Raw genomic sequence first — 25,116 nt, forward strand, 5'->3', positions numbered from 1 at the left:
AGGACCATGGAGTACGAAGCCGTCGGAGCCGAGCCCACCGCGACCGGGGACCTGCCGGGCCTCGGCTCGGCGCAGGGGCAGGAGGAGGCGTACTCCCTGCTCGTCTCCTTCGAGGGGAAGGAACTGTCGATCGCGCAGGTCGGCGGCTACGACGAACCCTTCACGGGCAGCAGCGACCGGTCCGGCGCGTTCCTGACCGTGGCCGTCGCCGGGGAGCAGCTCACCCGCTACGACGGCCCGGCCCGCCCCCGGACGGTGGTGGAGGCGGACGACGTCCTGCCGGACGGCCTGGTCTTCATGGGGCGGCCCGGATTTCTCGACGAAGCACGGGTCCTCGCGCCGGTGGGCGAGGACCCGTGGGAGGAGGGATGCCGTCACTTCCTGCTCGACGCCGTGGACCTGCGGCCGCGGGCCGAGGTCACGTACCCGCCGGGCGTCGATGTCGTGTCCCGCGTGCTGCCCCTGGGCGACGGCACCTGGCTGACCTTCGACGGCGACGCCGTCCGCCGCCGGCGCACCCGCTGACTCCTCAGGGGGTGTCCGCGTCCGCCTCCACGGCCACCGCGCGGGCCCAGCGGTAGTCGGCCTTTCCGCTGGGGGAGCGCTGGATGCGGTCGGTGAGCACCAGTTGGCGGGGGACCTTGTAGCCCGCCAACTGCCGCCGGCAGTGGGTCTGGAGGGATTCCAGGTCCAGTGGCGGTGCGTCCGGGCGGAGTTGGACGACCGCGGCGACGTGGTTGCCCCAGCGGGCGTCGGGGACACCGGCGACCAGTGCGTCGTACACGTCGGGGTGGGACTTCAGGGCCTGCTCCACCTCCTCCGGATAGACCTTCTCGCCCCCGGTGTTGATGCACTGCGAGCCGCGGCCCAGGACGGTGACCACCCCGCTCTCGTCGACGGTCGCCATGTCGCCGAGCAGCACCCACCGCACCCCGTCCCGCTCGAAGAAGGTCTCGGCGGTCTTGGCGGGGTCGTTGTAGTAGCCGAGCGGGACGTGGCCGCGCTGGGCGAGGCGACCGGTCTCGCCCGGCGCGACGGGGAGGCGGGTCGCCGGGTCGACGACCTGGGTGCGTTCGTTGACGTGCAGCCGGAAGCCCTTGGCCGGGCCGGAGTCGTCGGTCGCGCGCCCGTTGGAACCGGACTCCGTGGAGCCGAAGTTGTTGAGCAGCAGGACGTTCGGCATGAGCTCCTGGAGCTCGGCCCGTACCGTCTCGGACATGATCGCCCCGGAGGAGGAGAGGCTGAAGAGGGCGGACAGGTCCGTGCCCCCGAGCGGTCCGCGCAGCGCGTCCACGAGCGGGCGCAGCATCGCGTCCCCGACCAGGGAGATGCTGGAGACCTTCTCCTTCTCCAGGGTGCGCAGCACCTCCTCGGGCACGTACTTGCGGTGCAGGACGACCCGCTGCCCGTAGTCGAACGCGACGAACGCGGTCAGGATGGAGGTGCCGTGCATGAGGGGCGGCGCGGGGAAGAAGGTGATGCCGGCGCCACCGGCCGCGACCCGCTCCGCCAGCTCCTCGGGACGCTTCACGGGCTCGCCCGCGGGGTCGCCCCCGAAGAGGCCCGCGAAGAACAGGTCCTCCTGGCGCCACAGGACGCCCTTGGGCATGCCGGTGGTGCCGCCGGTGTAGATGATGAACAGGTCGTCGGGCGAGCGGGGGCCGAAGCCGCGCTCCGCCGAACCCGCGGCCTCCGCCTCGGCGAACGGCACGCAGTCGAGCGAAGGCGCTCCCTCGGATTCGTCGCCGAGCCGCGCAGCGGTTCCCCGGGGGGTGGTTGCCGGGCGGCGGGCGGGGCCCACCCGCACGAGGTGCCGCAGCTTCTCCGTCTGCGGGAGCGCCGCCGCGACCCGGCCGGTGAACTCGGCGTCGAAGACGAGCGCGGCCAGGTCGGCGTCCCGGTAGAGGTAGACGAGCTCCTCCTCCACGTACCGGTAGTTCACGTTGACCGGCACGATCCGCGCCTTCAGGCAGGCGAGGAGGGTCTGCAGGTACTCGACGCCGTTGTAGAGGTGGAGGCCGAGGTGCTCGCCGGGCCGGATGCCCGCGTCGATCAGGTGGTGCGCGATCCTGTTGGCGGCGGCGTCGAGCTCGGCGTAGGTGAGCCGCCGCTCCTCGCCCGTGCCGGGATGGTCGACGTACACCAGCGCCTCGCGGTCGGGGACCACGTCGACGACCGATTCGAACAGGTCGGCAAGGTTGTACTCCACCGTTCCTCCTGACCCCGGTTCGCCGGTTCACATGGACGTGGCGGTCATTAGAGCGCCGACCGGTCACCGGGGGAAGGGGATGCGCAGAAGAATCTGACTGAGTGTCAGAAAACTATTGAACTGGGCCCCCGGCTCCTGCAACCTGTTCCAGAACTGGAGACGGGAGGCCCCCATGGGCGGCACCGAACACCTCAGCGTCCGGCGCGAAGGCGCCACGCTCGTCCTCACCTTGAACCGGCCCGAGGCCAAGAACGCCCTCTCGCTGCCGATGCTCGTCGGCCTGTACGACGGCTGGCTGGAGGCCGACGCCGACGACACCGTCCGCTCGGTCGTCCTCACCGGCGCGGGCGGTTCCTTCTGCGCCGGCATGGACCTCAAGGCCCTGGCCGGGAAGGGCATGGCGGGCGAGGGCTACCGGGACCGGCTGAAGGCCGACCCCGACCTGCACTGGAAGGCGATGCTCCGCCACCACCGCCCCCGCAAGCCCGTCATCGCGGCCGTCGAGGGGTACTGCGTCGCCGGCGGCACCGAGATCCTCCAGGGCACCGACATCAGGGTCGCCGCCGCCTCCGCCACCTTCGGCCTCTTCGAGGTCCGGCGGGGCCTCTTCCCCATCGGCGGCTCCACCGTCCGCCTGCCCCGGCAGATCGCCCGCACCCACGCCCTCGAAATGCTCCTCACCGGTCGCCCGTACAGCGCCGAGGAGGCCGCCGCCATCGGCCTCGTCGGCAGGGTGGTCCCCGACGGCACCGCCCTGGACGCCGCCCTCGAGATCGCCGAGCGCGTCAACGCCTGCGGGCCGCTCGCCGTCGAGGCGGTCAAGGCCTCCGTGTACGAGACGGCCGAGATGACCGAGACGGAGGGGCTCGCCGCCGAACTGAAGCGGGGATGGCCGATCTTCGACACGGCGGACGCGAAGGAGGGGGCGAGGGCGTTCGCGGAGAAGCGGGCGCCGGTGTACCGCCGGGAGTGACCCTTCCCCCACCCCACCCCGCCCCGCCCCGAAACCGGGGTCCCGCCCTCGGATCCCTGGACCCGGCTTCCGCGCCGGACCCCGGAGGCGGGGTCCCGCCCCTGATCCCGGAGGCAGGGCTCCGCCCCTGATCCCCGGATCCGGGATCCGTCCCGGCTCCCGTACGGCCCGCGGCCGCTCCTTCGGCCGCAGGGCGGGGCATACCCCCACCGGGCAGCGGGAGTTGAGCAACGCCGGGGTTTCCCCACGCCGCCAGGCGCGGGAGAGCCCGAGGTACGGGGACCGGGGCGGAGCCCCGGCCCCCGGAAGGGGCGGGGTGGGGGAGGGAGCCCCCACGCAGCGGCCCCGCCCGCACCCCACGCCCGCCCGTCCCCTTCCCCGATGCCCCCTCCCCGATGAAGGAGCCGTCCCATGACAGCCGCCGCACCCCCGCCGGAGGCCCTCCGCGCACCCCTCGTCGTCGAGTTCCCCTTCACCCGTTCCCTCGGCCCCGTCCAGTCCGCCTTCCTCACCGGACTGCGCGAGCGCACCGTCCTCGGCGTGCGCACCGAGGCGGGCGAGGTGCTCGTCCCGCCCGTCGAGTACGACCCCGTCACCGCCGCCGAACTCCGCGAGCTCGTCGAGGTCGCCGCCACCGGCACCGTCACCACCTGGGCCTGGAACCCCGAGCCCCGCCCCGGGCAGCCCCTCGCGACTCCCTTCGCCTGGGTCCTCGTGCGCCTCGACGGCGCCGACACCGCCCTCCTCCACGCCCTGGACGCCCCCGGCCCCGAAGCCGTCCGCACCGGCCTGCGGGTGCGGATCCGCTGGGCCGCCGAACGCTCCGGCGCGATCACGGACATCGCCTGCTTCGAACCGCACGAGAGCGCGCGGGAGCACGAACCCACCCCGCACGACGGCCGGTTCGATGACCCCGTGACCGGCATCGTCGCCCCCGCCCGCCTCGATTACACGTACAGCCCCGGCCGCGCCCAGACCCGCTATCTGCACGGGCTCGCCGAGCGCCGCACGGTCGGCGAGCGCTGCCCCTCCTGCGCCAAGGTGTACGTGCCGCCCCGCGGCGCCTGCCCCACCTGTGGCGTCGCCACCACCGACCGGGTCGAGGTCGGCCCCCGCGGCACCGTCACCACCTTCTGCATCGTCAACATCAAGGCGAAGAATCTGGACATCGAGGTCCCCTACGTCTACGCCCACATCGCCCTCGACGGCGCCGGGCTCGCCCTCCACGGCCGCATCGCCGGCATCCCCTACGACGAGGTCCGCATGGGCCTGCGCGTCGAACCCGTGTGGAGCGAGGACGGCCGCTACCCCGACCACTACCGGCCCACCGGCGAGCCCGACGCCGACTACGACACGTACAAGGAGCTGCTATGAGCCGGGACGTGGCGATCGTCGCCTTCGCCCAGAGCGACCACCGGCGGCACACCGACGACCTCTCCGAGGTCGAGATGGTGATGCCCGTGCTGCACGAGGTGCAGCGGCAGACCGGCCTGAAGGCCGCCGACATCGGCTTCACCTGCTCCGGCTCCTGCGACTACCTCGCCGGGCGCGCCTTCTCCTTCACCATGGCCCTCGACGGCGTCGGCGCCTGGCCGCCGATCTCCGAGTCCCACGTGGAGACGGACGGCGCCTGGGCGCTCCACGAGGCCTGGGTGAAGCTCCTCACCGGCGAGGCCGACACCGCCCTCGTCTACGCCTACGGCAAGTCCTCGCCCGGCTCCGTCCGCGACGTCCTCACCCGCCAGCTCGACCCGTACTACCTCGCCCCGCTCTGGCCCGACTCCGTCGCCCTCGCCGCCCTCCAGGCCCAGGCCCTCGTCGACGCCGGGGACACCGACGAACCCGCCCTCGCCGCGATCGCCGCCCGCAGCCGCGAGGACGCGAGGGCGAACCCCCACGCCCAGCTGCCCGGCGCCCGCCCCCAGGGCGGATACGCCGTCCGTCCCCTCCGCACGGGCGACTGCCCGCCCGTCGGCGACGGCGCCGCCGCCGTGATCCTCGCCGCCGGCGACCGGGCCCGCGAGCTGTGCGAGCGCCCCGCCTGGATCCGGGGCATGGACCACCGGATCGAGGCCCACTCCCTCGGCGTTCGCGACCTCACCGACTCGCCCTCCACGCGCCTCGCCGCCGAACGCGCCGGAGCCTTCGAAAGGCCCGTCGACACCGCCGAACTCCACGCCCCCTTCACCTCCCAGGAGGTCGTCCTCAGGAAGGCGCTCCGTCTCGACGACAGCGTGCGGGTCAACCCCTCCGGCGGCGCCCTCGCCGCCAACCCCGTCATGGCCGCGGGGCTGATCCGGCTCGGCGAGGCCGCCGCCCGCGTCCACCGCGGCGAGTCCGACCGCGCCCTCGCCCACGCGACCTCCGGCCCCTGCCTCCAGCAGAACCTCGTCGCCGTCCTGGAAGGGGAGACCCATGCCCGGTAAAGAGCCCGTGGCCGTCGTCGGCATCGGCCAGACCAAGCACGTCGCCGCCCGCAGGGACGTCTCGATCGCCGGCCTCGTCCGCGAGGCCGCCCTCCGCGCCCTGGAGGACGCCGAGCTGACCTGGGCGGACGTCGACGCCGTCGTCATCGGCAAGGCCCCCGACTTCTTCGAGGGCGTCATGATGCCGGAGCTGTACCTCGCCGACGCGCTCGGCGCGGTCGGCAAGCCCATGCTCCGGGTCCACACGGCCGGATCGGTCGGCGGCTCCACCGCCCTCGTCGCCGCCGATCTGGTCTCCGCGCGCGTGCACCGGACCGTCCTCACCCTCGCCTTCGAGAAGCAGTCCGAGTCCAACGCCATGTGGGGCCTCTCCCTGCCCGTCCCCTTCCAGCAGCCCCTGCTCGCCGGCGCCGGGGGCTTCTTCGCCCCGCACGTGCGCGCGTACATGCGCCGCACCGGAGCCCCCGACACGATCGGCTCCCTCGTCGCGTACAAGGACCGGCGCAACGCCCTCAAGAACCCGTACGCCCACCTCCACGAGCACGACCTCACCCTGGAGAAGGTCCAGGCCTCCCCGATGCTCTGGGACCCCATCCGCTACTCCGAGACCTGCCCCTCCTCGGACGGCGCCTGCGCCATGATCCTCACCGACCGCGCCGGCGCCGACCGCGCGCCACGCCCGCCCGCCTGGGTGCACGGCGGGGCGATGCGCAGCGAACCCACCCTCTTCGCCGGCAAGGACTTCGTCTCCCCGCGGGCCGGCCGGGACTGCGCCGCCGACGTCTACCGGCAGGCCGGCATCACCGACCCGCGCCGGCAGATCGACGCCGTCGAGATGTACGTGCCGTTCTCCTGGTACGAGCCCATGTGGCTGGAGAACCTGGGCTTCGCCGAGGAGGGCGAGGGCTGGAAGCTCACCGAGGCCGGGGTGACCGAGCTCGACGGCGACCTGCCCGTGAACCCCTCGGGCGGGGTCCTCTCCACCAACCCCATCGGAGCCTCCGGGATGATCCGCTTCGCCGAGGCGGCCCTCCAGGTACGGGGGGACGCCGGCGAGCACCAGGTCGAGGGCGCCCACCGGGCCCTCGGCCACGCCTACGGAGGCGGCGCCCAGTTCTTCTCCATGTGGCTCGTGGGCGACACCCCGCCCAACGGCTGAGCTCCGGAGGACGGGGAGGGACCTAGCCTGGCCGCATGAACGCGGAACGTGATCTCACCCGGCTCCTCGCCGGGATGCGCCCGGAACTCGACCCCGGCCGCTACGTCTTCACCACGGTGGACGGCCCCGCCCCGGCCGGGGTCGCCCCCGTCGTCACCGTCACCGAACCCGAGGGCCTCACCCTCGTCGTACGGCAGGAGGAGGCGGACGCCGCCGGCCTCCCGTACGACTACGTGGCCGGCCGGATCACGCTCCGGGTGCACTCCGCGCTCGACGCCGTCGGACTCACGGCGGCCGTCGCGGGCGAGCTCGCCGCGGCGGGTCTGAGCTGCAACGTGGTGGCCGGATTCCACCACGACCACCTCTTCGTCGAACACGACCGGGCGAGCCGGGCGTTGGACCTCCTGAACCGCCTCTCGCAGCGATCCGCCGAATCGGCCGGATGAGGGACACGGGCGGCCCCCTCCCCGCGTACGAGGGGCTGCGCGGGGCCGCTCGTCGGGCCGTCCGCCCCGTGGCCGCCCTCGGCGGACCGGCCGGTCGTCCGCACCGCGCGCCCTCCGTGACCGGGCGGGCGCTCCGCGTGCCCGTCGGGCTTCCGGGCCGCCGCGCGCCCCGAGCTCCCGGAGGGGGCACCGGCCGGGAGTCGGCCGGTCACCCGCGGTGCACGGGCCGGTCCGCGCCGTCGGGCCGGGCCCCGGGGCGCCGCCCGGCGTCGCGTCGTGCGCCGGGGCACGTACCATGGCCGTATGTCCTTCCTCCGCCGCCGCAGCGCCGCCACACCCGCGGGCCCGGACTTCGACGTCCTGGCCATGGACCCGGGGGACTGGCCCGGCAATCTCGGCGCCGGTCTGCTGCCCGCGCCCGACGGCTCCTGCCAGGGCGTGTTCCTCCGCTACGACCTGTTCGGCGGCCGTGGACCCGCGATGATCATCGGCAACCTCCCCGAGGGCTCCCCGGCGCGCGAGCTCGCCGACGGCCAGATCCCCTTCGAGGTGGCGCAGCTCCTCGCCGCCCTGGAGAACGACGAGCCGGTCGAGGTCCTCGACACCGAGGACATGCCCGTCATGCAGGGCGACAACCTCCTCATCGTGCGCCGCCTCAAGCTCTCCGAGAGCCGCATCTCCTGCGTCCAGTTCGACCGCAGCGACAACGTCCTCGTGACGATCGCCAGTTGGGACCGGCCGATCACCGACGACCTGTACGCGCTGCTCAAGCCGCTGCCCGCCGAGCTGTTCCAGCAGGGCTGACGGGGGAGCCGGGGCCGATGAGCGCGCGCGTCGACGCCTGGATCTGGGCGGTCCGTCTCACCAAGACCCGCTCGCAGGCCGCGGCCGCCTGCCGGGCCGGACACGTCAAGGTCAACGGCGAGCGGGTCAAGCCCGCCCAGGCCGTGAAGCCCGGCGACGAGGTCCGGATCTTCCACGGCGGCCGGGAGCGGATCGTCGAGATCAAGGAGCTCCACACCAAGCGGGTCGGTCCGCCGGTCGCCGTCGAGGCGTACGTGGACAACAGCCCGCCCCCGCCGCCGCGCGAGCACGTCGCCGTCGCCGCCGTGCGCGACCGGGGCGCGGGACGCCCCACCAAGCGCGAGCGCCGCGAAATCGACGAGCTGCGCGGCCGGCGCCCCTGATCCGTACGTGCGCGGGGGCCGTGTCCGGGACGTCTCCCGGACACGGCCCCGTCCGTGCCGTCGCCGTCAGTGCGAAGCGGAACCGATCAGCGAGGCCACCCGCGCGGCCGAGGTCCCGATGCCGGTCGGCCCCCGGCCGATCAGCGGGGTGCCGCTGCCCGCGCGAACGTCCTCGGCGCCGTAACGCCGCACCCCCTGATGCCAGTTGAGGATCCCCGCGAGCCAGTCCTCCAGCTCCCGCAGGTACGCCTCGAAGGCCGCCCGGCCCTCCTGGTCGAGGCCGAAGTCCTCGTAGAGCAGCGGCACTTCGCGCTGCTTCAGGTGCTCGTACTGGCGCAGCCGGCCCCGCATCAGGTCATCGACCATGGCCACCGCCGTCGGGTAGTCGCAGTCGAAGAACTTCTGCAGCACCAGGACCCCGTTGTGGACCTCGCCCTCGACCTCGACCTCCTTCTGGTACGAGAAGAGGTCGTTGAGGAGCGTCGCGTAGTCCATGACCGAGTGCTCCAGGGCCCGGACCGTGCCCGACCGGTAGAGCTCCGGCGGCAGTGCGTCGCTCCGCCGCAGCTTGCACAGCAGCGTGGTCAGCTCCGAACCGAAGGTGGTCCGGCGCATCTCGACGTAGTCCACCGGATCGGGCACCCGGTGTTGAGCCTGGTTGTGCAGCTCCCACAACCAGCTGTCCAGCATCGCGTCGATCGCGGTCCTCAGCTGGGCACGGGCCTCCGGCGCCATGGGGACCGCGGTCCGCGCCCACAGGTCGGCGAGCGAGCGCTCCATGGGGTTCCCGGCGAGTGCCGCCCCCGCCGCCGGATCGTCCAGCGTCATGCGGGCCTTGAACCGCTCGGTCTGCTCCTTCGCTCCGGCGAGATTGCGCGACCGCCCGAAGACGGCCGGGTAGTAGTCGTCCCCGTACGTCCCCCAGGTCAGCCACTGGGCGCTGAGGACCAGCTCCTCCAGGGTGGCGTCCGGGTCGAGTCCCGCCGAGCACAGGGCCAGGTCGAAGCCCTCGGCCATCGGCCGGTCCCAGATGTCGTCGAGGAGCCCCATGGACTCGGCCCAGTCCAGGGAGACCCGGCGGGCCTCCGCGTGGTGCGGGCTCAGCGTCAGCGGGTACGGCAGGTCGAACTCCGGCAGCAGCGAGGGCCCGACGTGCTGGTGCGGCACGTGCGTGAGCGCCCGCCGACGGGCGGCGGCGGGCCGTCCGAACAGGGTCCGTACGTCGAGCGCGGAGGTGCCGATGACCCCGTCCAGGTGCGAGGGCCCGCCGACCATGCCCTCGTTCATGTAGCGGCTGGAGCGCATGTGCCACTCGTGTCCGCCGGACTGCCAGTCCTGCAGCCCCTTCGCGTACGCCGCCACGGCCGCGCACTCGGCCGGAGTCAGGCCCTTCTCGGCGGCGAGCAGCGGCACTTCGGTGAGCGCGGTGTTCTCGAACTGCTGGACCCGCGAGGTCAGCAGGTCGTTGACGGCGTTCGCCGCCTCCTGGGTCGTGCAGCCGAGGAAACGCTCCAGGACGAGGACGCCGTTGCTGTTCTCGCCCTCGTCCTCCACCTCGCGCTGGTACGAGAAGAGGTCGTTGCGCAGGTGGACGGCGTCCGAGAAGGCGTCCCTGAGCACCCGCAGCGGCCGGGAGTGCGCCACCCGGTCGGGGACCTCGGCCCCCGCCGCGTACTCCACGAGACCGGCCGACCAGGGCGCGCCGCCCACCTTGCGGCGCATCTCGATGTACTCCAGGGGGTTGGCGACCCGGCCGTCGTTGATGTTGTCGAGCTCCCACAGGGACTCGTACAGCAGGTGCTCCGTCGCCTCCGCGAACCGCGTCCGCCAGCCCTCGGACATCGACGGGACCGTCCGCCGCCAGAGGTCGGCGAGACCCGCCTCGACGGGGTTGGTCGGCTCGGGCATGCCGGTCGCCGGGTCCGCCGGCATGAACAGCGGGAGCCGGTCGAGGTACGCCTTGCTGCCGGCCCGGTCCTGGGTGCGCTTGAAGACCTCCAGGAAGTGGTCGTCGAAGAAGAAGACCCAGGTGTACCAGTCGGTGACGAGGTTCAGCGCCTCCTCGTCGCAGTCGGGATGGGTGTACGAGCAGAGCAGCGCGTAGTCGTGGGATTCGAGGTCGCGCTCCTCCCAGACCCCCGAGCCCTCCAGCATCCCCATCTCCCGCGCCCAGTCACGCGTGTGCGTGCGGGCGGCCTCCACATGGGGATTGAGCCGTGCCGGATACGGAACATAGAAATCCGGCATAACGAAGGGCTGAGGCATTTCCTGGGGGGCCTTCCGGTGAGCGGGGGCGGTGACCGGCCCAGCCTTACCCGTCGCCCGGACGGCGCACGCGATCTCCCGAATAGTCGTATGAACGCCGAAGGGGCGGTGCCGGCCCGCGCTCCCGGCACCACCCCGCACCTTTCGGCCAGGCCTCCGTCAGCCCTGGGAAACCCGCACGTCAGCGGCCTTCACAAAGGCCACCCGATGGCCGAACTGGATCTGGTAGTACTCCTCCCGGCCCCGGACCACCGTGTGCCCGCTCGGATCGAACACCGGCGCGAAGTAGTACTCGCCCGGGGTGCGGCCGCCCACCACGTACCGCTGACCCGCGAGCAGCCTGTACGGCAGCGGCGACACCGACTGCACCGGCACACCCGCCGGATACGCCGAGGCCTCCGGATACGCCCGCCCGTACACCGGCACCTCCGCCAGGCCCTCCCGGGGCGTCAGGACCCGACCGCGCGCGTTCACCGCCGTCGGCTCCTCCACCGGATTGAGGAACCACGCCTTCTGGCCGAGGTACCAGACCGCCGTCCAGTCCCCCCGGCGCTCCGCCACCGCGAAACTCTGCCCGGTCGAGGCCCGCGCCCCCGTGTCGTTGACGCCGGTCGTGGAGTCCTGCCCGCCCGGCCGCAGACCGATGTCCTTCACCAGGGGCGCGTCGGCGCTCGGCGCGGTGTGCAGGCGCACCGCCCCGCTGCCGTGCGGCACACACGCCTGCCCCGCCGCCGCACAGCCCGTGTAGACCGGCCGGTGGGACTCGTAGTCGGGCCGGATCGTCACCACGCCCGCGTGCGGACCGGCGCTCGGGGTGACCGGACGGCCGAGCAGCCGGAAGTAGTGCGCCCAGTCCCAGTACGGCCCCGGGTCCGTGTGCATGTTCTTGATCGTGGAGGTCACCGTGCCCGGCACGTTGTCGTGGCCCAGGACGTGCTGCCGGTCCAGCGGGATGTCGTACCGCGCCGCGATGTACCGCACCAGGCGCGCCGACGTCCGGTACATCGCCTCCGTGTACCAGGAGTCCGGCGAGGTCAGGAAGCCCTCGTGCTCCAGACCCACCGACTTGGCGTTCACGAACCAGTTCCCCGCGTGCCAGGCCACGTCCTTCAGCGGCACGTGCTGGGCGATGTGCCCGTCGGAGGAGCGCAGCGAGTACTGCCAGGACACGTACGTCGGGTCCTGCACCAGTCTCAGGGTGGTCCTCCAGTCCGCCTCGGTGTCGTGGATCACGATGTAGTCGATCGACTGGGAGGCGGGCCGGTTCGCCTTGTCGTGGTTGCCGTAGTCGCCGTCGCCGAACTCCTCGTACGGCGCGGGGACCCATTCGCAGGCCACCGAGGCCGGGCACTCCACGGGCCCGGAGGCCGGCCGGCGCAGCCCCAGGGCCGCCACCTGGCCGGTGGCGGGCGCCACCGCCGGGTCGGCCGGGAGCGTCACCACCTGCCCGCTGTCCGTCGTCCGCGTCTCCCCGGTACGGATCACGTCGAACACGTCGTTCGCGTACGTCGTCGCCGTCGCCGAGTCGTCCGCGCCGGAGTACCGCGCCACCGCCCCGTACCAGTCGGCCGGGTCCGCGCTCGCCGGAAGGCCGGCCTCGCGCTGCGCCGCCGCGAGCAGCGCCGCCCCGCCCTCGATGTTCGCGGCCGGCACGGTGCGCAGTTCCTCGGCCGGGATCCCGGACAGCGCGGACGCCCGCTCCAGGGTCCGCAGCCGCTCCGGCAGCCGCTCGGGCGCGGGCGGCGGGACCTCGCCGCCGGTGCGGACCGGACGGGAGGAGTCGCCCCTGGCGTCCTCCTCGCCCTCCGAGTGGTGCGGGGCGGTCCGGGCCAGTGCCGTCACCGCGTCCGTCAGGTGCATCGGCCCGTAGCCGCCGGTCACGCTGGGCGCACCGCCGTGGGTGTCCCACCGCGACTGCAGGTACGACACGGCGAGCAGCACGCTCTCGGGCACGCCGTGCCGCTCGGCCGCCCGCGCGAACTGCCCCTGCAGGGCACCCGCCTCGGACACGTCGGCGCCGGCGGGCGGGGCGGCGGACAGCAGGGGAAGCAGCAGGGCGGCGGACGCCAGGGCGCCCACCGCCCCCGGCACACGGATCGGCGAAGGACGTCTGCGCGACGCGGAACGGAGCAAGGCAGCCTCCAGAGGCAGGGGGTGACACGGGGGCGTGCGGGACCGAACCCGTACAGGGGTATCGGCTCCCGGACGTTCCGTCAATCACACCCGTACGAAAGGAAGTTCCCACGTCAGGGCGGGAATGGAGGCCGTACGGCGGAGTTTCGCCGAGACGGGTCCCGGGCCTGGGACGCGTCACTGGAGTGGACCAATGGAGGGGTCCTCGTGGAGGGGGACGGACAAGCCGGTGCGCCGCGTCCCGGTGTGTCGGCACCGGGCTCACGGCGCACCGCCCCCGTGTGGTCGGCCGGACCCGCCCTTCAGCGCGTCCCGACCGCCGCGCGCACGGCCCGCCGTGCCATGGCGCAGTCGTCGTGCAGCCGCCTCAGCAGCAGCCGCTGTTCCTCGCCGGGCGCGAGCGCCCCCGAGGGCACCGGCACCGAACCGGCCGGCGGGGCCTCCTTCATGGTGCGCTGCACCGCCGTCTCGTAGGTACGGATCTCCCGCGTCAGCACGATCATCAGGTTCACCAGGAAGGCGTCCCGGGAGGCCGGGCCCGCCTGCTGGGCGAGCTGACTGATCTGGCGCCGGGCCAGCGGCGCGTCACCGAGCACCGCCCACAGGGTCGCCAGGTCGTAGCCGGGCAGGTACCAGCCCGCGTGCTCCCAGTCGACGAGCACCGGCCCGGCCGGGGAGAGCAGGATGTTGGAGAGCAGGGCGTCGCCGTGACAGAACTGGCCCATGCCCTGACGGCCGCCCGCGTGCGCCAGACCGTGCAGCAGCTTCTGCAGGTCGTCCCGGTCCCGGTCCGTGAAGAGCCCGAGCTCGTGGTAACGGGCGATCCGGGCACCGTAGTCCAGCGGCGCGTCGAAGGTCCCGGCCGGCGGCCGCCAGGCGTTGAGCCGGGCGATCGCACCGAGCGCGGCCCGCACGTCGGCCCGCGGCGGAGCCTCGACGGGGTGGCGCGAGAGCGCCGCCGCACGCCCGGGCATCCGCTCGATCACCAGCGCGCAGTTCTCCGGATCCGCGGCGATCAGCCGCGGTGCCCGCACCGGAGGACGGTGACGGACGAAGGAGCGGTAGGACGCTATCTCGTGCCGGAACCGCTCGACCCAGGCGGGGGAGTGGTCCAGTAAACACTTCGCGACCGCCGTCGTCCGCCCGGTCGTTCCGACGATCAGCACGGAACGGCCGCTGCGCCGCAGCACCTGCACCGGGTTGAACTCCGGGCAGATCCGGTGGACCGAGGCGATCGCCATCTTCAGCTGCGCCCCCTGGGGGCCGGACAGATCGATTCTCCCGCTGACCGGCTGGGTACCGGTGCCGCCCGCCCAGCGCCTCGGCCGGACGGCCTGGGGGGCGGGGGCGAGGTACGGTCCGGCGCCGGCCGGGACGATGCGGTGCTGCGGCCGGGGCGGGGCGGACACGGAGGACGATGCTGTGTACATGGAGGTGACAGATCCCTTCGTGCGCCGACGAGTTGCGTGCGTCGCCCCGCCCGCCCCCGGTCCGCACCCTGGGGAATGAGGGCCGGTCGGCGGGGCGGGGTGGCGCGTTCCTACCTGACACCCGGGCGCGGGTGGCGGAACATCTCGCGCACCCTGGCGAAGCCTGGCGAATTGTCGCCAGGCCTATGACAGAGGGCTACTGTCAACTCAGCCGAGAACCTGGGGGCTTAGACGTGACCGGACAAACCAACACCCGCCTGGCAGACCTGTTCGGCCTGGCCGGCTGGTCCAAGGGCGAACTCGCGAGACTCGTCAACCGGCAGGCGGCGGCCATGGGCCACCCCCAGCTGGCGACCGACACCTCGCGGGTGCGGCGGTGGATCGACCGGGGCGAGACCCCGCGCGATCCCGTCCCCCGGGTGCTGGCAGCACTGTTCACCGAGCGACTCGGCCGTGTCGTGACCATCGAGGACCTCGGGTTCGTACGACACGGGCGTGCCGGAAAGAAGCAGGACGTCAGGAAGACGGAGAACCCTGACGGGCTGCCCTGGCCACCCGATCGTGCGGCGGCGGTCCTCACCGAATTCACGGGAATGGACCTCATGCTCAACCGACGCGGCCTGGTGGGCGCGGGTGCCGCGCTTGCCGCCGGCTCCGTACTCAGCAACGCCATGCACGACTGGCTGCAGACCGACCCCGCACGTGCGGGCGTCGCTCCGCGGGCCACCGATCCCCTCCACGCCGACCCCGCCGGGTTCGACCGCTACGAGGCCGCCCCCATCGGGTCGGAGGAGATCGAGGCCCTGGAGCACTCCGTGGTGGTGTTCCGCGCCTGGGACGCCTCCCGGGGCGGCGGTCTCCAGCGCAAGGCGGTCGTGGGCCAGCTCAACGAGGTGGGCGGCATGCTCGCCTACCGTCACGCCGACCACCTCCAGCGGCGCCTGTGGGGCGTCGCCGCCAACCTCGCGGTGCTCGCGGGCTGGATGTCCCACGACGTCGGCCTCGAACCCACGGCGCAGAAGTACTTCGTCATCGCCGCCCACGCGGCCCGCGAGGGCGGCGACCGGCCCCGGGCCGGCGAGGCGCTGTCCCGGGCCGCCCGCCAGATGGTGCACCTGGGCCGGCCCGACGACGCCCTCGACCTGATGAAGCTCGCCAAGGCGGGCTCGGGCGAGCGGGTGCTGCCCCGCACGCAGGCCATGTTCCACACCATCGAGGCCTGGGCGCAGGCCTCCATGGGGCGGGGCCAGGCCATGCGGAGGACCCTCGGCGAGGCCGAGGACCTCTTCGTCTCCGACACGGGCGAGGAGAAGCCCGACTGGATGCAGAACTTCGACGAGGCCGACATGCACGGCATGCAGGCACTCGCCTACCGCACCCTCGCCGAGCACGACCCGGCCGCGGCGATCCCCGCGCAGCGCCACGCCAAGCTGGCCCTCGAACTGCGGCGCGGCGGCCACGAACGGTCGAAGCTCTTCGACCGCATCTCGCTCGCCTCGGCCTGCTTCATCGCCGACGACCCGGAACAGGCCGACCGGTACGCCAGGCTCGCCCTCATGTCCATGGGGGACACCTCGTCCCACCGGACCTGGGACCGGCTGCGGGAGATGTACCGGCTCACCGGCCAGTACGCGGGCTACTCGAGCATCGAGACCCTGCGCGAGGAGATCGAACTGGCCCTCCCCAGGTCGCCCGTCAACCGCCCCAGGGCCGGGCAGGCCTGAGCCTCCCCGTCCCGCGGGACGGGAAGGCTCAGGAGAAGCCCGTCACCGGACGGGACGGAGAGGACCGGGAAGGGCCCGTCACCGGGCGGCCCCGGTCGGGGATCGCCATGGGCAGGCCTCGGTTCGGGCCTTCGCCGGCCGGTGTCGGTGCGGGATCGTCCCCGGGCAGGCCTCGGTTCGGGATCGCCACGGGCAAACCCAGGTTCGGGCCTTCGCCGGCCGGTGTCGGTGCGGGACCGTCCCCGGGCAGACCCCGGTTCGGGATCGTCCGCGGGTGGCCTCAGTTCCGGCGGGTGACCCGGACCACCATCACGCAGGCGTCGTCCTCGCGCGACTCCTCGCCGAACTCCTCCACCACCGCGCGCACGCCGTCCTGCGCGTCCCGCGCCTCCGCGAGCCGGGGGCCGAGGGCGAGCAGCCGTCGCGTGCCCGTGTCGTCGTCGTCCGTGCCGCCGCCGCGGGTCAGCCCGTCGGTGTGCAGGACCAGCAGGTCGCCCGGGAGCAGCCGGGTCTCGGCCTCGCCGTACACGGCGCCGGTGGTCGCCCCGAGCAGGACGCCCTCGGGCCGCCGGAGCGCGTGCCCCGTCCCGTCGCGGAAGAGCAGCGGGGCGGGGTGGCCGGCCTGCGCCCACGCCAGGGTCTGGGCCACCGGGTCGTAGCGGCAGCACATCGCGCTGCCGAGGGCGGGCTGTACGGAGGTCTCCAGGAGCTGGTTGAGGTGGCCCATCAGCGCGGCGGGCCGGATGCCGGCGACGGCCATGCCGCGCAGCGCGCCGAGGAGCATGGCCATGGAGGAGGTCGCGGTGACCCCGTGGCCCGTCAGGTCGCCGACGGTCAGCAGTGCGTCCCCGTCGGGCAGGGCGAGCGCGTCGTACCAGTCGCCGCCGATCAGGCCGGTGCTGGCGGCCGGCAGGTAGTGCGCGGCCACGTCCAGCGGGGCGGGACCGTCGTGGGCGAAGCGGAGCGAGCCGCGCCACGGCGGGAGGACGGCCTCCTGCAGCTCGACGGCGACCCGCCGCTCGGTGCGCTCGATGTGGCGGCTGCGCTCCAGGCTGTCCCGGCTCTCGCGGACCGCGCGCTCACTGCGCCGCAGTTCGCTCACGTCGCGCAGGACGGCCCACATGGAGGCGGTGCAGCCGTCGGCGTCGAGCACGGGCTCGCCGGTCATGTGCACCGTGCGCACCCGGCCGTCCGTCCGTACGATCCGGAACTCGCCGTCGATCGGCTTCCCGTCGATCAGACAGCCCGTCACCATGCTCTGCAGGAGGGGCTGGTCCTCGGCGAAGACCATCGTGGGCATCTCGTCGAGCGACATGGGGCCGCTCTCGGGGAGCCGTCCGAAGATCTGGAACAGCTCCTCGGACCAGCTGACCTCGTCGGTGAGCAGGTTCCACTCGGCGCTGCCGACCCGGGAGAGCAGCGAGCCGGTCCGGGGCCGGGCGGCCACGCCGTACGCCGTGCCGGGAGCGGCCGTGAGCGAGGTGTCGACGACGGAGTCGAGGTCCCCGGTCCCGTCCTCGGGGACCGCGCTCGCCGGGACCCCGGCCCGGAGCTGGCCCAAGTGGGCGCCCAGGTCGTCGAGTTGATGCACTGCCAGGTCGCACAGGGCCCGCTGCCACCGCTGCTGGGGGTCGTCCTCGTCCACCGCGGCGTCCCGGCGGACGGCATCCACCTCGCCGCGCAGGCGACGGGTCTGTGAGATCAGCGCGTCCACCGCGCCCGGCTCCGGCGGCTGGGCGGGGCGGTCCGCGAACAGATGGGACGGCATGTCGTACTCCGATACAGGCGCGGCGCGGCCAAGTGTGGAAGGTGGCCCGTAGACGACTGTCGCACAGCCCGGGACGGCCCGTAAGGGATTTGGCAACACTCGATCCGGTGGTGCTTCTGTCATATGCCAAAGGCCCGGCGATTATCGGACAGGGCGCGACCCGTTACGGTGCTGGGGTGGTGAACGACGACGGAAACGGCACGGTGGGCGCGGGTGCGACGGTCACGGGCGGGGTGGCCGCGGCCGGTTCGGACGTGCGTACGGAGGCGGACGCGGGAGTACCGGAGGGCCCTGCCCCCGGCGCGCGGGCCCCGGGCGCGGACGCCGGTGCCCCGGCGAGCGGGCGGGGCACGGCGGTGGACGGTCCGGGCGTGCGTACGGAAACGGGCGCGGCGGTCATGAGCGCGGTCGGCACCGCCGTCCTGCTCGCGGCGGCGCCCGCCGGCCGGGGCCGTGCGATGGACGCCGCTTCGGTGCTGCCGGCGCTCGCCGCCGTACCGCCCGGGATCCTCACCGGCACCACGGCCGCCACGGTCGTCGAACTCGCCGACCCGCTCGACCCGCAGACCGTCCTCACCCGCCTCCGCGCGGCGGCCGCGAGCCCCGGCCCCCTGGTCGTCTGCCTCGCGGGCCAGCTCCACCTCGACCGCCGCCAGCAGCTGCCCCATCTCGCCCTCGCCCGCACCACGCCGGCGACCCTCCGCTACACCGCGCTGCCCTGGCACTGGCTCGCCGGCGAACTCGGCGCGCGGCCGCCCGGCACCACGACCGTCGTCGCGGACCTCGCGGCCGACCCGGCCGTCTGGCAGCGCCTCGCCGCCGCGCCCGGACTGCTGCACCCGGGGCCCGGCCCCCTCCTCTACGCGCGCGTGGTGCCCGCCCCGCGCAGGGGCGAGCCCACGACCCCCGAGTACCTGCGGGCCTGGGCCGAACTCTGGCGCTCCGGAGCCCGGTTGACGTCGGCCGCGGCACACGCGGAGGCGGCCGCGCGGGCGGTGACGGTGGCACCCGCACCGGCACCGGTCTTCCTCACGCCCCCCTCCGTGGCACCCGTGCCCGTACAGCCACCGGCACCCCTGCCCACGACCCCTCCCGCACCCGCGAGCCGCCCCGCGCCCGCGTCTCGCCCCGCGCCCGCGCCCACGGGCCGCCCGGCGCCCGCGTCCCGCCCCGTTCCCGCGGCTCGTCCCGCCCCCCCGCCCGCCGTTCCTCCGGCGCCCGTGCCCGCCGGTGTGGACGGGCCGGTGGCCGTGGAGGACCCGCACCCCGCGATCCTCGCCGCCGCCATGGCCGGGCGGCACGGGGAGGCCGCGGCGGTGGCGGCCGCCTGGGAGCACGACGCCCTGCGCCGCCACGGACCCCGGTCGGCGGAGGCCGTGCACTGGACGGAGGTGCGGGCCGACCTCGCCCGCCTCGCCGGGGAACCGGCCCGCAGTTGCGAACTCTGGCTCGCCGCCGCCGAGGCCCGGCTCGGACTGGGCCACCGACCGGACGATCCCGACGTCGAAGGGGCCGTCGACCGGGCCCACCACCAGTGGGAGCAGATCGGCGATCCCGACCGGGCCCGCGCCCTCGGCCCCACCCTGGTCGCCCTCCGCCGACGGGTCCCGGGCCGCCGGCCCGGCGCACTGGCCGCCCTCGTCCGCCGCATGGGCTGACCGGCCCGACAGGCGCGATCGGCGGCCGACCCCCTGGCGCGTCCGTACGACCGCCCGAGATCCCCGTCCCCGAAAGGCCCGGCCCGTGACCTCGCTCGCCACCGCCCAGCGCTCGCTCGCCGATCCGTCCGTGCGCCACCCGCTCTGGCCGCCGCTCACCCGGGGCTGCCCCGTCACCTCGACCGAGGAGGTCGCGTACCCCCTCGACATCGACTACGCCTACGACCGGGTCCCCGCCGACCTGTTCGCCCGCCCGGCCGCCCACGGCCTGGAACGGTGGGCCCCGCTGCTCCCGCCCCTCGCCGCGCCCGGACTCGGCGAGGGCAACACGCCCCTGGTCGAACTCCCCGACGGCGTCTGGATCAAGGACGAGTCCCGCAACCCCACCTGGAGCCACAAGGACCGGCTCAACCGGGTCGCCGTCAGCGCCGCCGTCGCCTCGGGGGCGCGGGGCGTCGTCGTCGCCTCGTCCGGGAACCACGGTGCCGCGGCCGCCGCCTACGCCGCCCGGGCGGGACTGCCGTGCGCCGTCTTCACCTCCCCGTCGGCCCCGCCCGCCGTCGCCTCCCACCTCCGCGCCTACGGGGCGACGGTGCTGACCGTCCCGTACGAGTCCGTACGGCCACTGATGCGCCGCATCGTCGACGAACTCGGCTTCCAGAGCGTCAGCAGCGTCACGGACACCGCCCACACCGGACACCCCTTCGGCCCCGAGGGCTACAAGACCCTCGCGTACGAACTCGCGCTCGACCTCGGCCGCGCACCGGCGGAGGTCCATCTCCCCACCGGGTACGGCGAGTTGCTCTTCGGTGTGGCCAAGGGCTTCCAGGAGCTCGCGCGGCTCGGCGTCACCGACTCCGTCCCCCGCCTGTACGCCGCGGAGCCCGCCGCGGCCGGCGCCCTCACCGAGGCCCTGCGCACCGGCCGGCCCGTCGCCCGCGTCCCCGTCCGGCCGACCGCCGCGTACGCCATCGACTGCGAGGTCAACAGCTACCGGGGCGTCCTCGCCGTACGGGCGACCGAGGGCGCCGCCCGTACGGTGACGGACGAGCAGATGGCCGCTGCGCGCGCGGAGTTGGCGGCGCAGGGCATCTGGTGCGAGACGTCCTCCGCCGCCGGGCTCGCCGGCCTCCGCGCCCACGGGGGAGGGGAGACCGACGGCCCCGTGGTGTGCGTCGTGACCTCCAGCGGCTACAAGGACATCGCCACGGCGAAGGAGTCCTTCGCGCCGACGGCGCCGGACTGGGAGCCCGTCAAGGCCGCCCTGACGGCCGCCGCGGACGGCGAGCCGCGCTGACCGGCCCGACAGGGGCTCACCCGCCGGTTCCGACCGGGCTCGCCGCCGGGAGCACGATCCGGATGCCGAACTCGTACGTACCCGTCGCCCGGGCGACGGCGACGAAGAGGTCGGCGAAGTGCTCCTGGCCGCGCGCCGTGGCGATGCCGCCCAGGTCGAGGACGGAGTCGCCGGACCAGCCCAGGTCGGTGAGCAGGCCCCGCACCGCCTGCTTGGCCCCCGCGTCCTCGCCCGAGAGGAACACGGTGCTCGGGCCCTCCAGGGAGCCCGGCGCGACCATCACGCCCCGGTCGATCGTGGAGAAGGTCTTCACCACCCGCGTGTCCGGGAACGCCTGCTGGATCTCCTCCCCGAGGCTGACGACCGGATGGGAGGGCGTGCCGTCCGCGAGGAAGCCGACGGCGACGTCCAGCAGGACCTTCCCGGCGAGCGCGGGGGCCCCGATCGTGCCGAGCAGGGCCACCGACGCCGTACCGGGGGTGGCGTTCACCAGCACCTCGGCGTGCGCGGCGGCCGCCGCCGAGCCCTCCACCCGTACGCCCGCGGCGACGAGTTCCTCCAGTTCCGCCAGGAGGTCCGGGTCCCCGGGCCGCCGCGACCCGATGGCCACGTCATGCCCGGCCCGCTCCCACGCCGACGCGAGTGCCCGTCCCACATGTCCTGTTCCGAGGATTCCGATACGCATGCGGATCATCCTGTCGCCGACGCCCCCGCACGCACCTCGGCCCGGGGACCGTACCGCCGTCGGTCACTGGACCTAGGGCGGAGGCGGGAGGAACCGGCTCATCCGCCCCCGGCCCGTACTGGAGGGCGGGAGGAGCAGGCTCATCCGGTGAGAGCGGCTGCGATGATGGGGGCATGCCCACCGTTCCGTCGCCCGCGTCGTCCCCGGCCCCTTCCCCGGTGCCGGCGGAGCGGCCGCCGCTCGTCACCGGGCGTCTGCTCCTGCGCCGCGTCCGGAGCGGCGACGTGCCGGCCGTGACGCGCCTGTGGACCGACCCCCGGGTGCGGCGCCACCTCGGTGGTCCCGTCATCGACCCGGTCGTCCGGATCCGGCAGCGGCGGATCGTGGGGGCGCCCGGTTTCCACGCCGTCATCAGGGTCGAGGACGGCGTCCTCGTCGGCCTCGTCACGGTGGAGGACGGTGCGCGGAACGGGGAGACGGAGGTCTCCTACCAGTTCCTGCCCGAGCACTGGGGGCGGGGGTACGCGCGCGAGGCGGTCGACGCGGTCGTCGGCCGGGTCCTGGAGGACGCGCCGAGCGTGGTCGCGCTCACGCAGGAGTCGAACGGGCCCTCGCGGCGGCTCCTGGAGGCCGTCGGGTTCGAGCACGCGGAGTCCTTCGTGGAGTGGGAGGCCCGCCAGGTGCTCTACCGGCGGCGCGCCTGAGGGCCGCCGGTCCTCACCGGAGCCGCTCACCCGTCGCCGGCGCCCCGTACGATCTGCGGGTCGTCCACCAGGGCACCCGTACCCAGGCTTCCCCGAAGGAGCTCCGACCCATGTCCTTCCTGGTGATCGGCGAGTGCGTCGCCGACATCGTCCGCGCCCCCGCCGGCTCCGGTGCCGCCGACCGCGTCCACCCCGGCGGCAGCCCCGCCAACGTCGCCTACGGCCTCGCGCGCCTCGGCCGGGACGTCACCCTGCTCACCCAGCTCGCGGACGACGCCGGGGGACGGCTGATCGCGGACCACCTGAAGGGCGCGGGAGTACGGGTGGAGATCGGCGGCGCTCCCGTGCGCACCCCGTCGGCGGTCGTCGGGCTCGACGCGCACGGCCGGGCCACGTACGCCTTCGACATCGCCTGGACCCTGGAGACCGGCGCGCCGCGGGCCGAGACGCCCGCCCACGTGCACATCGGCTCGATCGCCGCCGTCACCGCTCCCGGCGCGGCCACCGTCCTCGCCGAGGTCGAGCGGCTCCGCGACCGGGCCACGGTCAGCTACGACCCGAACGTGCGGCCCGCGCTGATGGGGGAGCACGGCGTCGCCGTCGCCCGCGTCGAGCGCTGCGTCGCGCTCAGCGACCTGGTGAAGGCGAGCGACGAGGACCTTGCCTGGCTGTACCCCGGCGAGGACCCGCGGACGGTGGCCGCCCGCTGGCTGGCCCTCGGACCGGCCGTCGTCCTGGTCACCCGGGGCGCGGCCGGCTCGCTCGCCCTCACCCGGCGGGAGACGGTCGCCGCCGACGCGCCGCCGGTCACCGTCGTCGACACGGTCGGCGCGGGCGACTCGTTCATGTCGGCCGTCCTCGACACCCTCGCCGGACGGGAGCGGGAGGCTCTCGCCGGGCTCGGCGCCGAGTACCTCGCGAGGCTGCTGCGGAGGGCGGGCGCGGCGGCGGCCGTCACCGTCTCCCGGGCCGGCGCCCAGCCGCCCGACCGGACCGAACTGGACGCGGCCGGGGAGCGGTTCGCCATCAGGTCCGGGCGTGCGTCGTGATGTCCGAGGCGAACTGCTCGACCATCTGCGGCGTGACCGTCGGCCGGCACTCGGCGATGGCCTCCAGGTAGTCCGCGGTGCTCGCGCCGGGTGCCGGGTCGTCCCCGCCGACCGCGACCAGGTCCCGCTCGAAGGAGGCCTGGGCGGCGATCCGCGCCGCGTGCTCGATGTCGGCGGGGGTGAACAGCTCGCTCGCGAGCACCAGTTCGTCGATGTCGACGTCCGTCCGCCCGTCGGTGTAGCGGGACCAGATCGCCGCCCGCGCCGCCTTGTCCGGCGTGCCGATCGGGATGAGGTAGTCGAACCGGCCGGGCCGCAGGAAGGCCGGGTCGAGGGAGCGGATCGAGTTGGTCGCGCAGACGAGCAGCCGCTCGTCGCGCTCCCGGAAGCCCGGTATCAGCTTCAGGAGTTCGTTCGTCACCCCGTGCATGCCGCCCGGCTGGGCGGGCTCCGAGCGGACCGGGGCGATCTCCTCGACCTCGTCGATGAACACCAGGACCCGCTCCAGCTCGGCGATCCGCGCGAACGCGGACCGCAGGGCGGCGGCGAGGTTCCCCTCGTCGGCGAGGCGGGACGGCAGGATCTCCACGAAGGGCCAGCCGAGCCGGGAGGCGATGCCCCGCGCGAACGTGGTCTTCCCGGTGCCGGGCGGGCCGAACAGGCAGACCGCGCGCGGCGGCCGCACGCCGTGCCGGGTGGCCCGCTCCGGCTCGGCGAGCGGCAGCACCACCCGGCGCTCGATCAGGTCCTTCTCCCGCTCCATGCCGGCGACCTTCGCCCACAGGTCGCCCGGCAGCAGCCGGCCGCCCAGGTCGTCGAGGAGTCCGGCGGCGGGGCCGTGCAGCGGCTCCACCTTCTCGAAGTACGCGACGGCCGGCTGGCGCGTGTAGCCGGCGTTCAACAGGCCCTCGCCGAGGAGCTCCTCCTCCGGCAGGACGTACGCGATGCGTCCGACGCGCGCCGCGACGAGCCTCCGCTCCAGCTCCACGAGCAGGGCGCTGGCGAGGCCGCGGCCGCGCCACGCGGAGGAGATCGCGATCCGCATGACCCAGGCCCGCTCGCCGGAGACGCAGGCGAGCGCCGCCCCGATGGGGACGCCCTGGTGCACGGCGACCACGGCCGGCTGACGGGTGGTGAGGGCGCCGATGCACTCGGCGAGCGAGAAGACGGACTCCTGCCCGAGCTCGGCGGTGGTGTCGATCAGATGGACGACGGCGGCGAGATCGCTCTCGCGGTAGTCGTGGATGTGCCAGTTCACCGGTGGTACCGCCCCTCGTTCGTGCTGTTGCGGCGAGGCTAGGCGGGGCGGCGGGGCCGGGGCCTGCGCCACCGTGCACAAGGCGGCGCGGTCCATCACTCCGTACCGGCTCTATGCGCGCACCGGCTCTATGCACGCGCGAAACCCCCGGAAGCAGACCTTCCGGGGGTTTCGGCGAAGGAGCGCGGACCGTCAGTAGGCCGGGGCCAGCTTCGGGTTCGGGCCGTGCGCGTTCTGGTGCTGCTCGCCCTCGGAGGCGAGGAACACGATCAGGATGATGAAGCCGACGAGCGGCACGAGGTCGATGAGGATCCACCAGCCGGAGCGGCCGGTGTCGTGCAGACGCCGGACGGTCACGCCCAGGCTCGGCAGGAAGACGGCCAGCACGTAGATGCCGTAGATCAGCGGGTACGTGCCGATCGCCATGTCGACGATGATCAGGATGATCGCCGCGATCGTGTTGAACAGCGCGAACATCCAGAATTCCTTGCGGCGCGCACGGCCGCTGAACACCGCGTACTTCTTGAGAACGTCGAGGTACCAGTTCACTTTGTCCCCCCAAGGACTGGGTATGCGAGCGGGAGCCTGTCCCTGTGGAGCAAGCTTTACGCAGAACTTATGTGGCTGAAACCGTGTGGGTCAATCCGTTACTTGGCGGTTGCCGTTCCCACACAGAACGCGGTGAACGGCGGCACCTCCGGGAGAGGGGATGCCGCCGTTCCGGGAGAGGATCGACGAAGGGTCA

21 protein-coding genes are annotated in these 25,116 nt (G+C 74.0%); 13 read left to right on the forward strand and 8 right to left on the reverse strand.

Going from position 1 to position 25,116, the window contains the following annotated elements:
* The first annotated feature begins 6 nt into the window (after window positions 1–6).
* Window positions 7–525, forward strand: a complete 519-nt coding sequence (locus K7G60_RS11815; RefSeq protein WP_225800798.1) for a hypothetical protein — start codon at window positions 7–9, stop codon at window positions 523–525.
* Between the two features lie 4 nt (window positions 526–529).
* On the opposite strand, the gene K7G60_RS11820 is transcribed toward K7G60_RS11815, so the two are convergent.
* Window positions 530–2,209: an acyl-CoA synthetase gene (locus tag K7G60_RS11820; protein WP_225800799.1), complete on the reverse strand. Its 1,680-nt coding sequence runs from the start codon at window positions 2,207–2,209 to the stop codon at window positions 530–532.
* Window positions 2,210–2,381: 172 nt separating this feature from the next.
* Between K7G60_RS11820 and K7G60_RS11825 the strand changes: the two genes are divergently transcribed.
* The 7 genes from K7G60_RS11825 (at window position 2,382) to K7G60_RS11855 (ending at window position 8,400) form a co-directional block, all read left to right on the forward strand.
* Entirely contained in the window at window positions 2,382–3,182 is an 801-nt protein-coding gene (locus tag K7G60_RS11825) for a crotonase/enoyl-CoA hydratase family protein (RefSeq protein ID WP_225800800.1), read from the forward strand.
* A 411-nt stretch (window positions 3,183–3,593) separates the two neighbouring features.
* Window positions 3,594–4,556, forward strand: coding sequence for a Zn-ribbon domain-containing OB-fold protein (locus tag K7G60_RS11830; RefSeq protein WP_225800801.1), 963 nt, complete (start codon window positions 3,594–3,596; stop codon window positions 4,554–4,556).
* Window positions 4,553–5,608 carry a thiolase domain-containing protein gene (locus tag K7G60_RS11835; RefSeq protein WP_225800802.1) on the forward strand — a complete coding sequence of 352 codons (1,056 nt, stop codon included), beginning with the start codon at window positions 4,553–4,555 and terminating at the stop codon, window positions 5,606–5,608. The genes K7G60_RS11830 and K7G60_RS11835 overlap by 4 nt, the downstream gene beginning before the upstream one ends.
* A complete protein-coding gene (locus K7G60_RS11840; RefSeq protein ID WP_225800803.1) occupies window positions 5,598–6,767 on the forward strand; it encodes a thiolase domain-containing protein in 1,170 nt (389 codons plus the stop codon). Before K7G60_RS11835 ends, K7G60_RS11840 begins: the two co-directional genes overlap by 11 nt.
* A 35-nt stretch (window positions 6,768–6,802) precedes the next feature.
* Window positions 6,803–7,213 carry an ACT domain-containing protein gene (locus K7G60_RS11845; protein ID WP_225800804.1) on the forward strand — a complete coding sequence of 137 codons (411 nt, stop codon included), beginning with the start codon at window positions 6,803–6,805 and terminating at the stop codon, window positions 7,211–7,213.
* Between the two features lie 303 nt (window positions 7,214–7,516).
* Window positions 7,517–8,017 carry a hypothetical protein gene (locus tag K7G60_RS11850; RefSeq protein WP_030688984.1) on the forward strand — a complete coding sequence of 167 codons (501 nt, stop codon included), beginning with the start codon at window positions 7,517–7,519 and terminating at the stop codon, window positions 8,015–8,017.
* 17 nt (window positions 8,018–8,034) lie between these two features.
* Window positions 8,035–8,400, forward strand: a complete 366-nt coding sequence (locus tag K7G60_RS11855) for an RNA-binding S4 domain-containing protein (protein WP_225800805.1) — start codon at window positions 8,035–8,037, stop codon at window positions 8,398–8,400.
* Between the two features lie 66 nt (window positions 8,401–8,466).
* Here K7G60_RS11855 and K7G60_RS11860 read toward each other — a convergent pair whose 3' ends face one another.
* From K7G60_RS11860 to K7G60_RS11870, 3 genes are all read right to left on the reverse strand, one after another.
* Complete coding sequence (locus tag K7G60_RS11860; RefSeq protein ID WP_225800806.1) at window positions 8,467–10,665, reverse strand: germacradienol/geosmin synthase; 2,199 nt, start codon at window positions 10,663–10,665, stop codon at window positions 8,467–8,469.
* A 159-nt stretch (window positions 10,666–10,824) separates the two neighbouring features.
* Window positions 10,825–12,756: an N-acetylmuramoyl-L-alanine amidase gene (locus K7G60_RS11865; RefSeq protein ID WP_225800807.1), complete on the reverse strand. Its 1,932-nt coding sequence runs from the start codon at window positions 12,754–12,756 to the stop codon at window positions 10,825–10,827.
* A 344-nt stretch (window positions 12,757–13,100) separates the two neighbouring features.
* Window positions 13,101–14,228 (reverse strand): aminoglycoside phosphotransferase family protein, encoded by a 1,128-nt coding sequence (locus K7G60_RS11870; protein ID WP_225800808.1) that lies wholly within the window; start codon window positions 14,226–14,228, stop codon window positions 13,101–13,103.
* Between the two features lie 233 nt (window positions 14,229–14,461).
* Between K7G60_RS11870 and K7G60_RS11875 the strand changes: the two genes are divergently transcribed.
* Window positions 14,462–15,952: a hypothetical protein gene (locus K7G60_RS11875; protein ID WP_225800809.1), complete on the forward strand. Its 1,491-nt coding sequence runs from the start codon at window positions 14,462–14,464 to the stop codon at window positions 15,950–15,952.
* 280 nt (window positions 15,953–16,232) lie between these two features.
* Here the strand turns inward: K7G60_RS11875 and K7G60_RS11880 are convergent, their stop codons facing one another.
* A complete protein-coding gene (locus tag K7G60_RS11880; protein WP_225800810.1) occupies window positions 16,233–17,720 on the reverse strand; it encodes a PP2C family protein-serine/threonine phosphatase in 1,488 nt (495 codons plus the stop codon).
* A gap of 398 nt (window positions 17,721–18,118) precedes the next feature.
* Between K7G60_RS11880 and K7G60_RS11885 the strand changes: the two genes are divergently transcribed.
* Both K7G60_RS11885 and K7G60_RS11890 read left to right on the forward strand, forming a co-directional pair.
* Window positions 18,119–19,378: a hypothetical protein gene (locus K7G60_RS11885; protein ID WP_225800863.1), complete on the forward strand. Its 1,260-nt coding sequence runs from the start codon at window positions 18,119–18,121 to the stop codon at window positions 19,376–19,378.
* A gap of 85 nt (window positions 19,379–19,463) precedes the next feature.
* Window positions 19,464–20,675 carry a pyridoxal-phosphate dependent enzyme gene (locus tag K7G60_RS11890; protein ID WP_225800811.1) on the forward strand — a complete coding sequence of 404 codons (1,212 nt, stop codon included), beginning with the start codon at window positions 19,464–19,466 and terminating at the stop codon, window positions 20,673–20,675.
* Between the two features lie 16 nt (window positions 20,676–20,691).
* On the opposite strand, the gene K7G60_RS11895 is transcribed toward K7G60_RS11890, so the two are convergent.
* Complete coding sequence (locus K7G60_RS11895; protein WP_225800812.1) at window positions 20,692–21,360, reverse strand: NADPH-dependent F420 reductase; 669 nt, start codon at window positions 21,358–21,360, stop codon at window positions 20,692–20,694.
* Between the two features lie 173 nt (window positions 21,361–21,533).
* Between K7G60_RS11895 and K7G60_RS11900 the strand changes: the two genes are divergently transcribed.
* Both K7G60_RS11900 and K7G60_RS11905 read left to right on the forward strand, forming a co-directional pair.
* Window positions 21,534–22,064: a GNAT family N-acetyltransferase gene (locus tag K7G60_RS11900; protein WP_225800813.1), complete on the forward strand. Its 531-nt coding sequence runs from the start codon at window positions 21,534–21,536 to the stop codon at window positions 22,062–22,064.
* Between the two features lie 110 nt (window positions 22,065–22,174).
* Window positions 22,175–23,113, forward strand: coding sequence for a carbohydrate kinase (locus K7G60_RS11905; protein WP_225800814.1), 939 nt, complete (start codon window positions 22,175–22,177; stop codon window positions 23,111–23,113).
* Here K7G60_RS11905 and K7G60_RS11910 read toward each other — a convergent pair.
* Both K7G60_RS11910 and K7G60_RS11915 read right to left on the reverse strand, forming a co-directional pair.
* The gene (locus tag K7G60_RS11910) at window positions 23,091–24,371 is read right to left on the reverse strand and encodes an ATP-binding protein (protein WP_225800815.1); all 1,281 of its coding nucleotides are present in this window, start codon (window positions 24,369–24,371) and stop codon (window positions 23,091–23,093) included. The two genes, K7G60_RS11905 and K7G60_RS11910, sit on opposite strands and share 23 nt — an antisense overlap.
* Window positions 24,372–24,563: 192 nt before the next feature.
* Window positions 24,564–24,920: a DUF805 domain-containing protein gene (locus tag K7G60_RS11915; RefSeq protein ID WP_225800816.1), complete on the reverse strand. Its 357-nt coding sequence runs from the start codon at window positions 24,918–24,920 to the stop codon at window positions 24,564–24,566.
* Window positions 24,921–25,116 lie beyond the last annotated feature (196 nt).

Origin of the sequence: Streptomyces sp. NK15101, assembly GCF_020400725.1 — a bacterium.
Lineage (GTDB): Bacteria > Actinomycetota > Actinomycetes > Streptomycetales > Streptomycetaceae > Streptomyces.

Excerpts from the sequence above, each read along its gene's own strand:
- K7G60_RS11815 (WP_225800798.1), top strand. The coding sequence starts at position 7 with ATGGAGTACGAAGCCGTCGGAGCCGAGCCCACCGCGACCGGGGACCTG.
- K7G60_RS11825 (WP_225800800.1), top strand. The coding sequence starts at position 2,382 with ATGGGCGGCACCGAACACCTCAGCGTCCGGCGCGAAGGCGCCACGCTC.
- K7G60_RS11830 (WP_225800801.1), top strand. The coding sequence starts at position 3,594 with ATGACAGCCGCCGCACCCCCGCCGGAGGCCCTCCGCGCACCCCTCGTC.
- K7G60_RS11835 (WP_225800802.1), top strand. The coding sequence starts at position 4,553 with ATGAGCCGGGACGTGGCGATCGTCGCCTTCGCCCAGAGCGACCACCGG.
- K7G60_RS11840 (WP_225800803.1), top strand. The coding sequence starts at position 5,598 with ATGCCCGGTAAAGAGCCCGTGGCCGTCGTCGGCATCGGCCAGACCAAG.
- K7G60_RS11845 (WP_225800804.1), top strand. The coding sequence starts at position 6,803 with ATGAACGCGGAACGTGATCTCACCCGGCTCCTCGCCGGGATGCGCCCG.
- K7G60_RS11850 (WP_030688984.1), top strand. The coding sequence starts at position 7,517 with ATGTCCTTCCTCCGCCGCCGCAGCGCCGCCACACCCGCGGGCCCGGAC.
- K7G60_RS11855 (WP_225800805.1), top strand. The coding sequence starts at position 8,035 with ATGAGCGCGCGCGTCGACGCCTGGATCTGGGCGGTCCGTCTCACCAAG.
- K7G60_RS11860 (WP_225800806.1), bottom strand. The coding sequence starts at position 10,665 with ATGCCTCAGCCCTTCGTTATGCCGGATTTCTATGTTCCGTATCCGGCA.
- K7G60_RS11870 (WP_225800808.1), bottom strand. The coding sequence starts at position 14,228 with ATGTACACAGCATCGTCCTCCGTGTCCGCCCCGCCCCGGCCGCAGCAC.
- K7G60_RS11880 (WP_225800810.1), bottom strand. The coding sequence starts at position 17,720 with ATGCCGTCCCATCTGTTCGCGGACCGCCCCGCCCAGCCGCCGGAGCCG.
- K7G60_RS11885 (WP_225800863.1), top strand. The coding sequence starts at position 18,119 with ATGAGCGCGGTCGGCACCGCCGTCCTGCTCGCGGCGGCGCCCGCCGGC.
- K7G60_RS11895 (WP_225800812.1), bottom strand. The coding sequence starts at position 21,360 with ATGCGTATCGGAATCCTCGGAACAGGACATGTGGGACGGGCACTCGCG.
- K7G60_RS11900 (WP_225800813.1), top strand. The coding sequence starts at position 21,534 with ATGCCCACCGTTCCGTCGCCCGCGTCGTCCCCGGCCCCTTCCCCGGTG.
- K7G60_RS11905 (WP_225800814.1), top strand. The coding sequence starts at position 22,175 with ATGTCCTTCCTGGTGATCGGCGAGTGCGTCGCCGACATCGTCCGCGCC.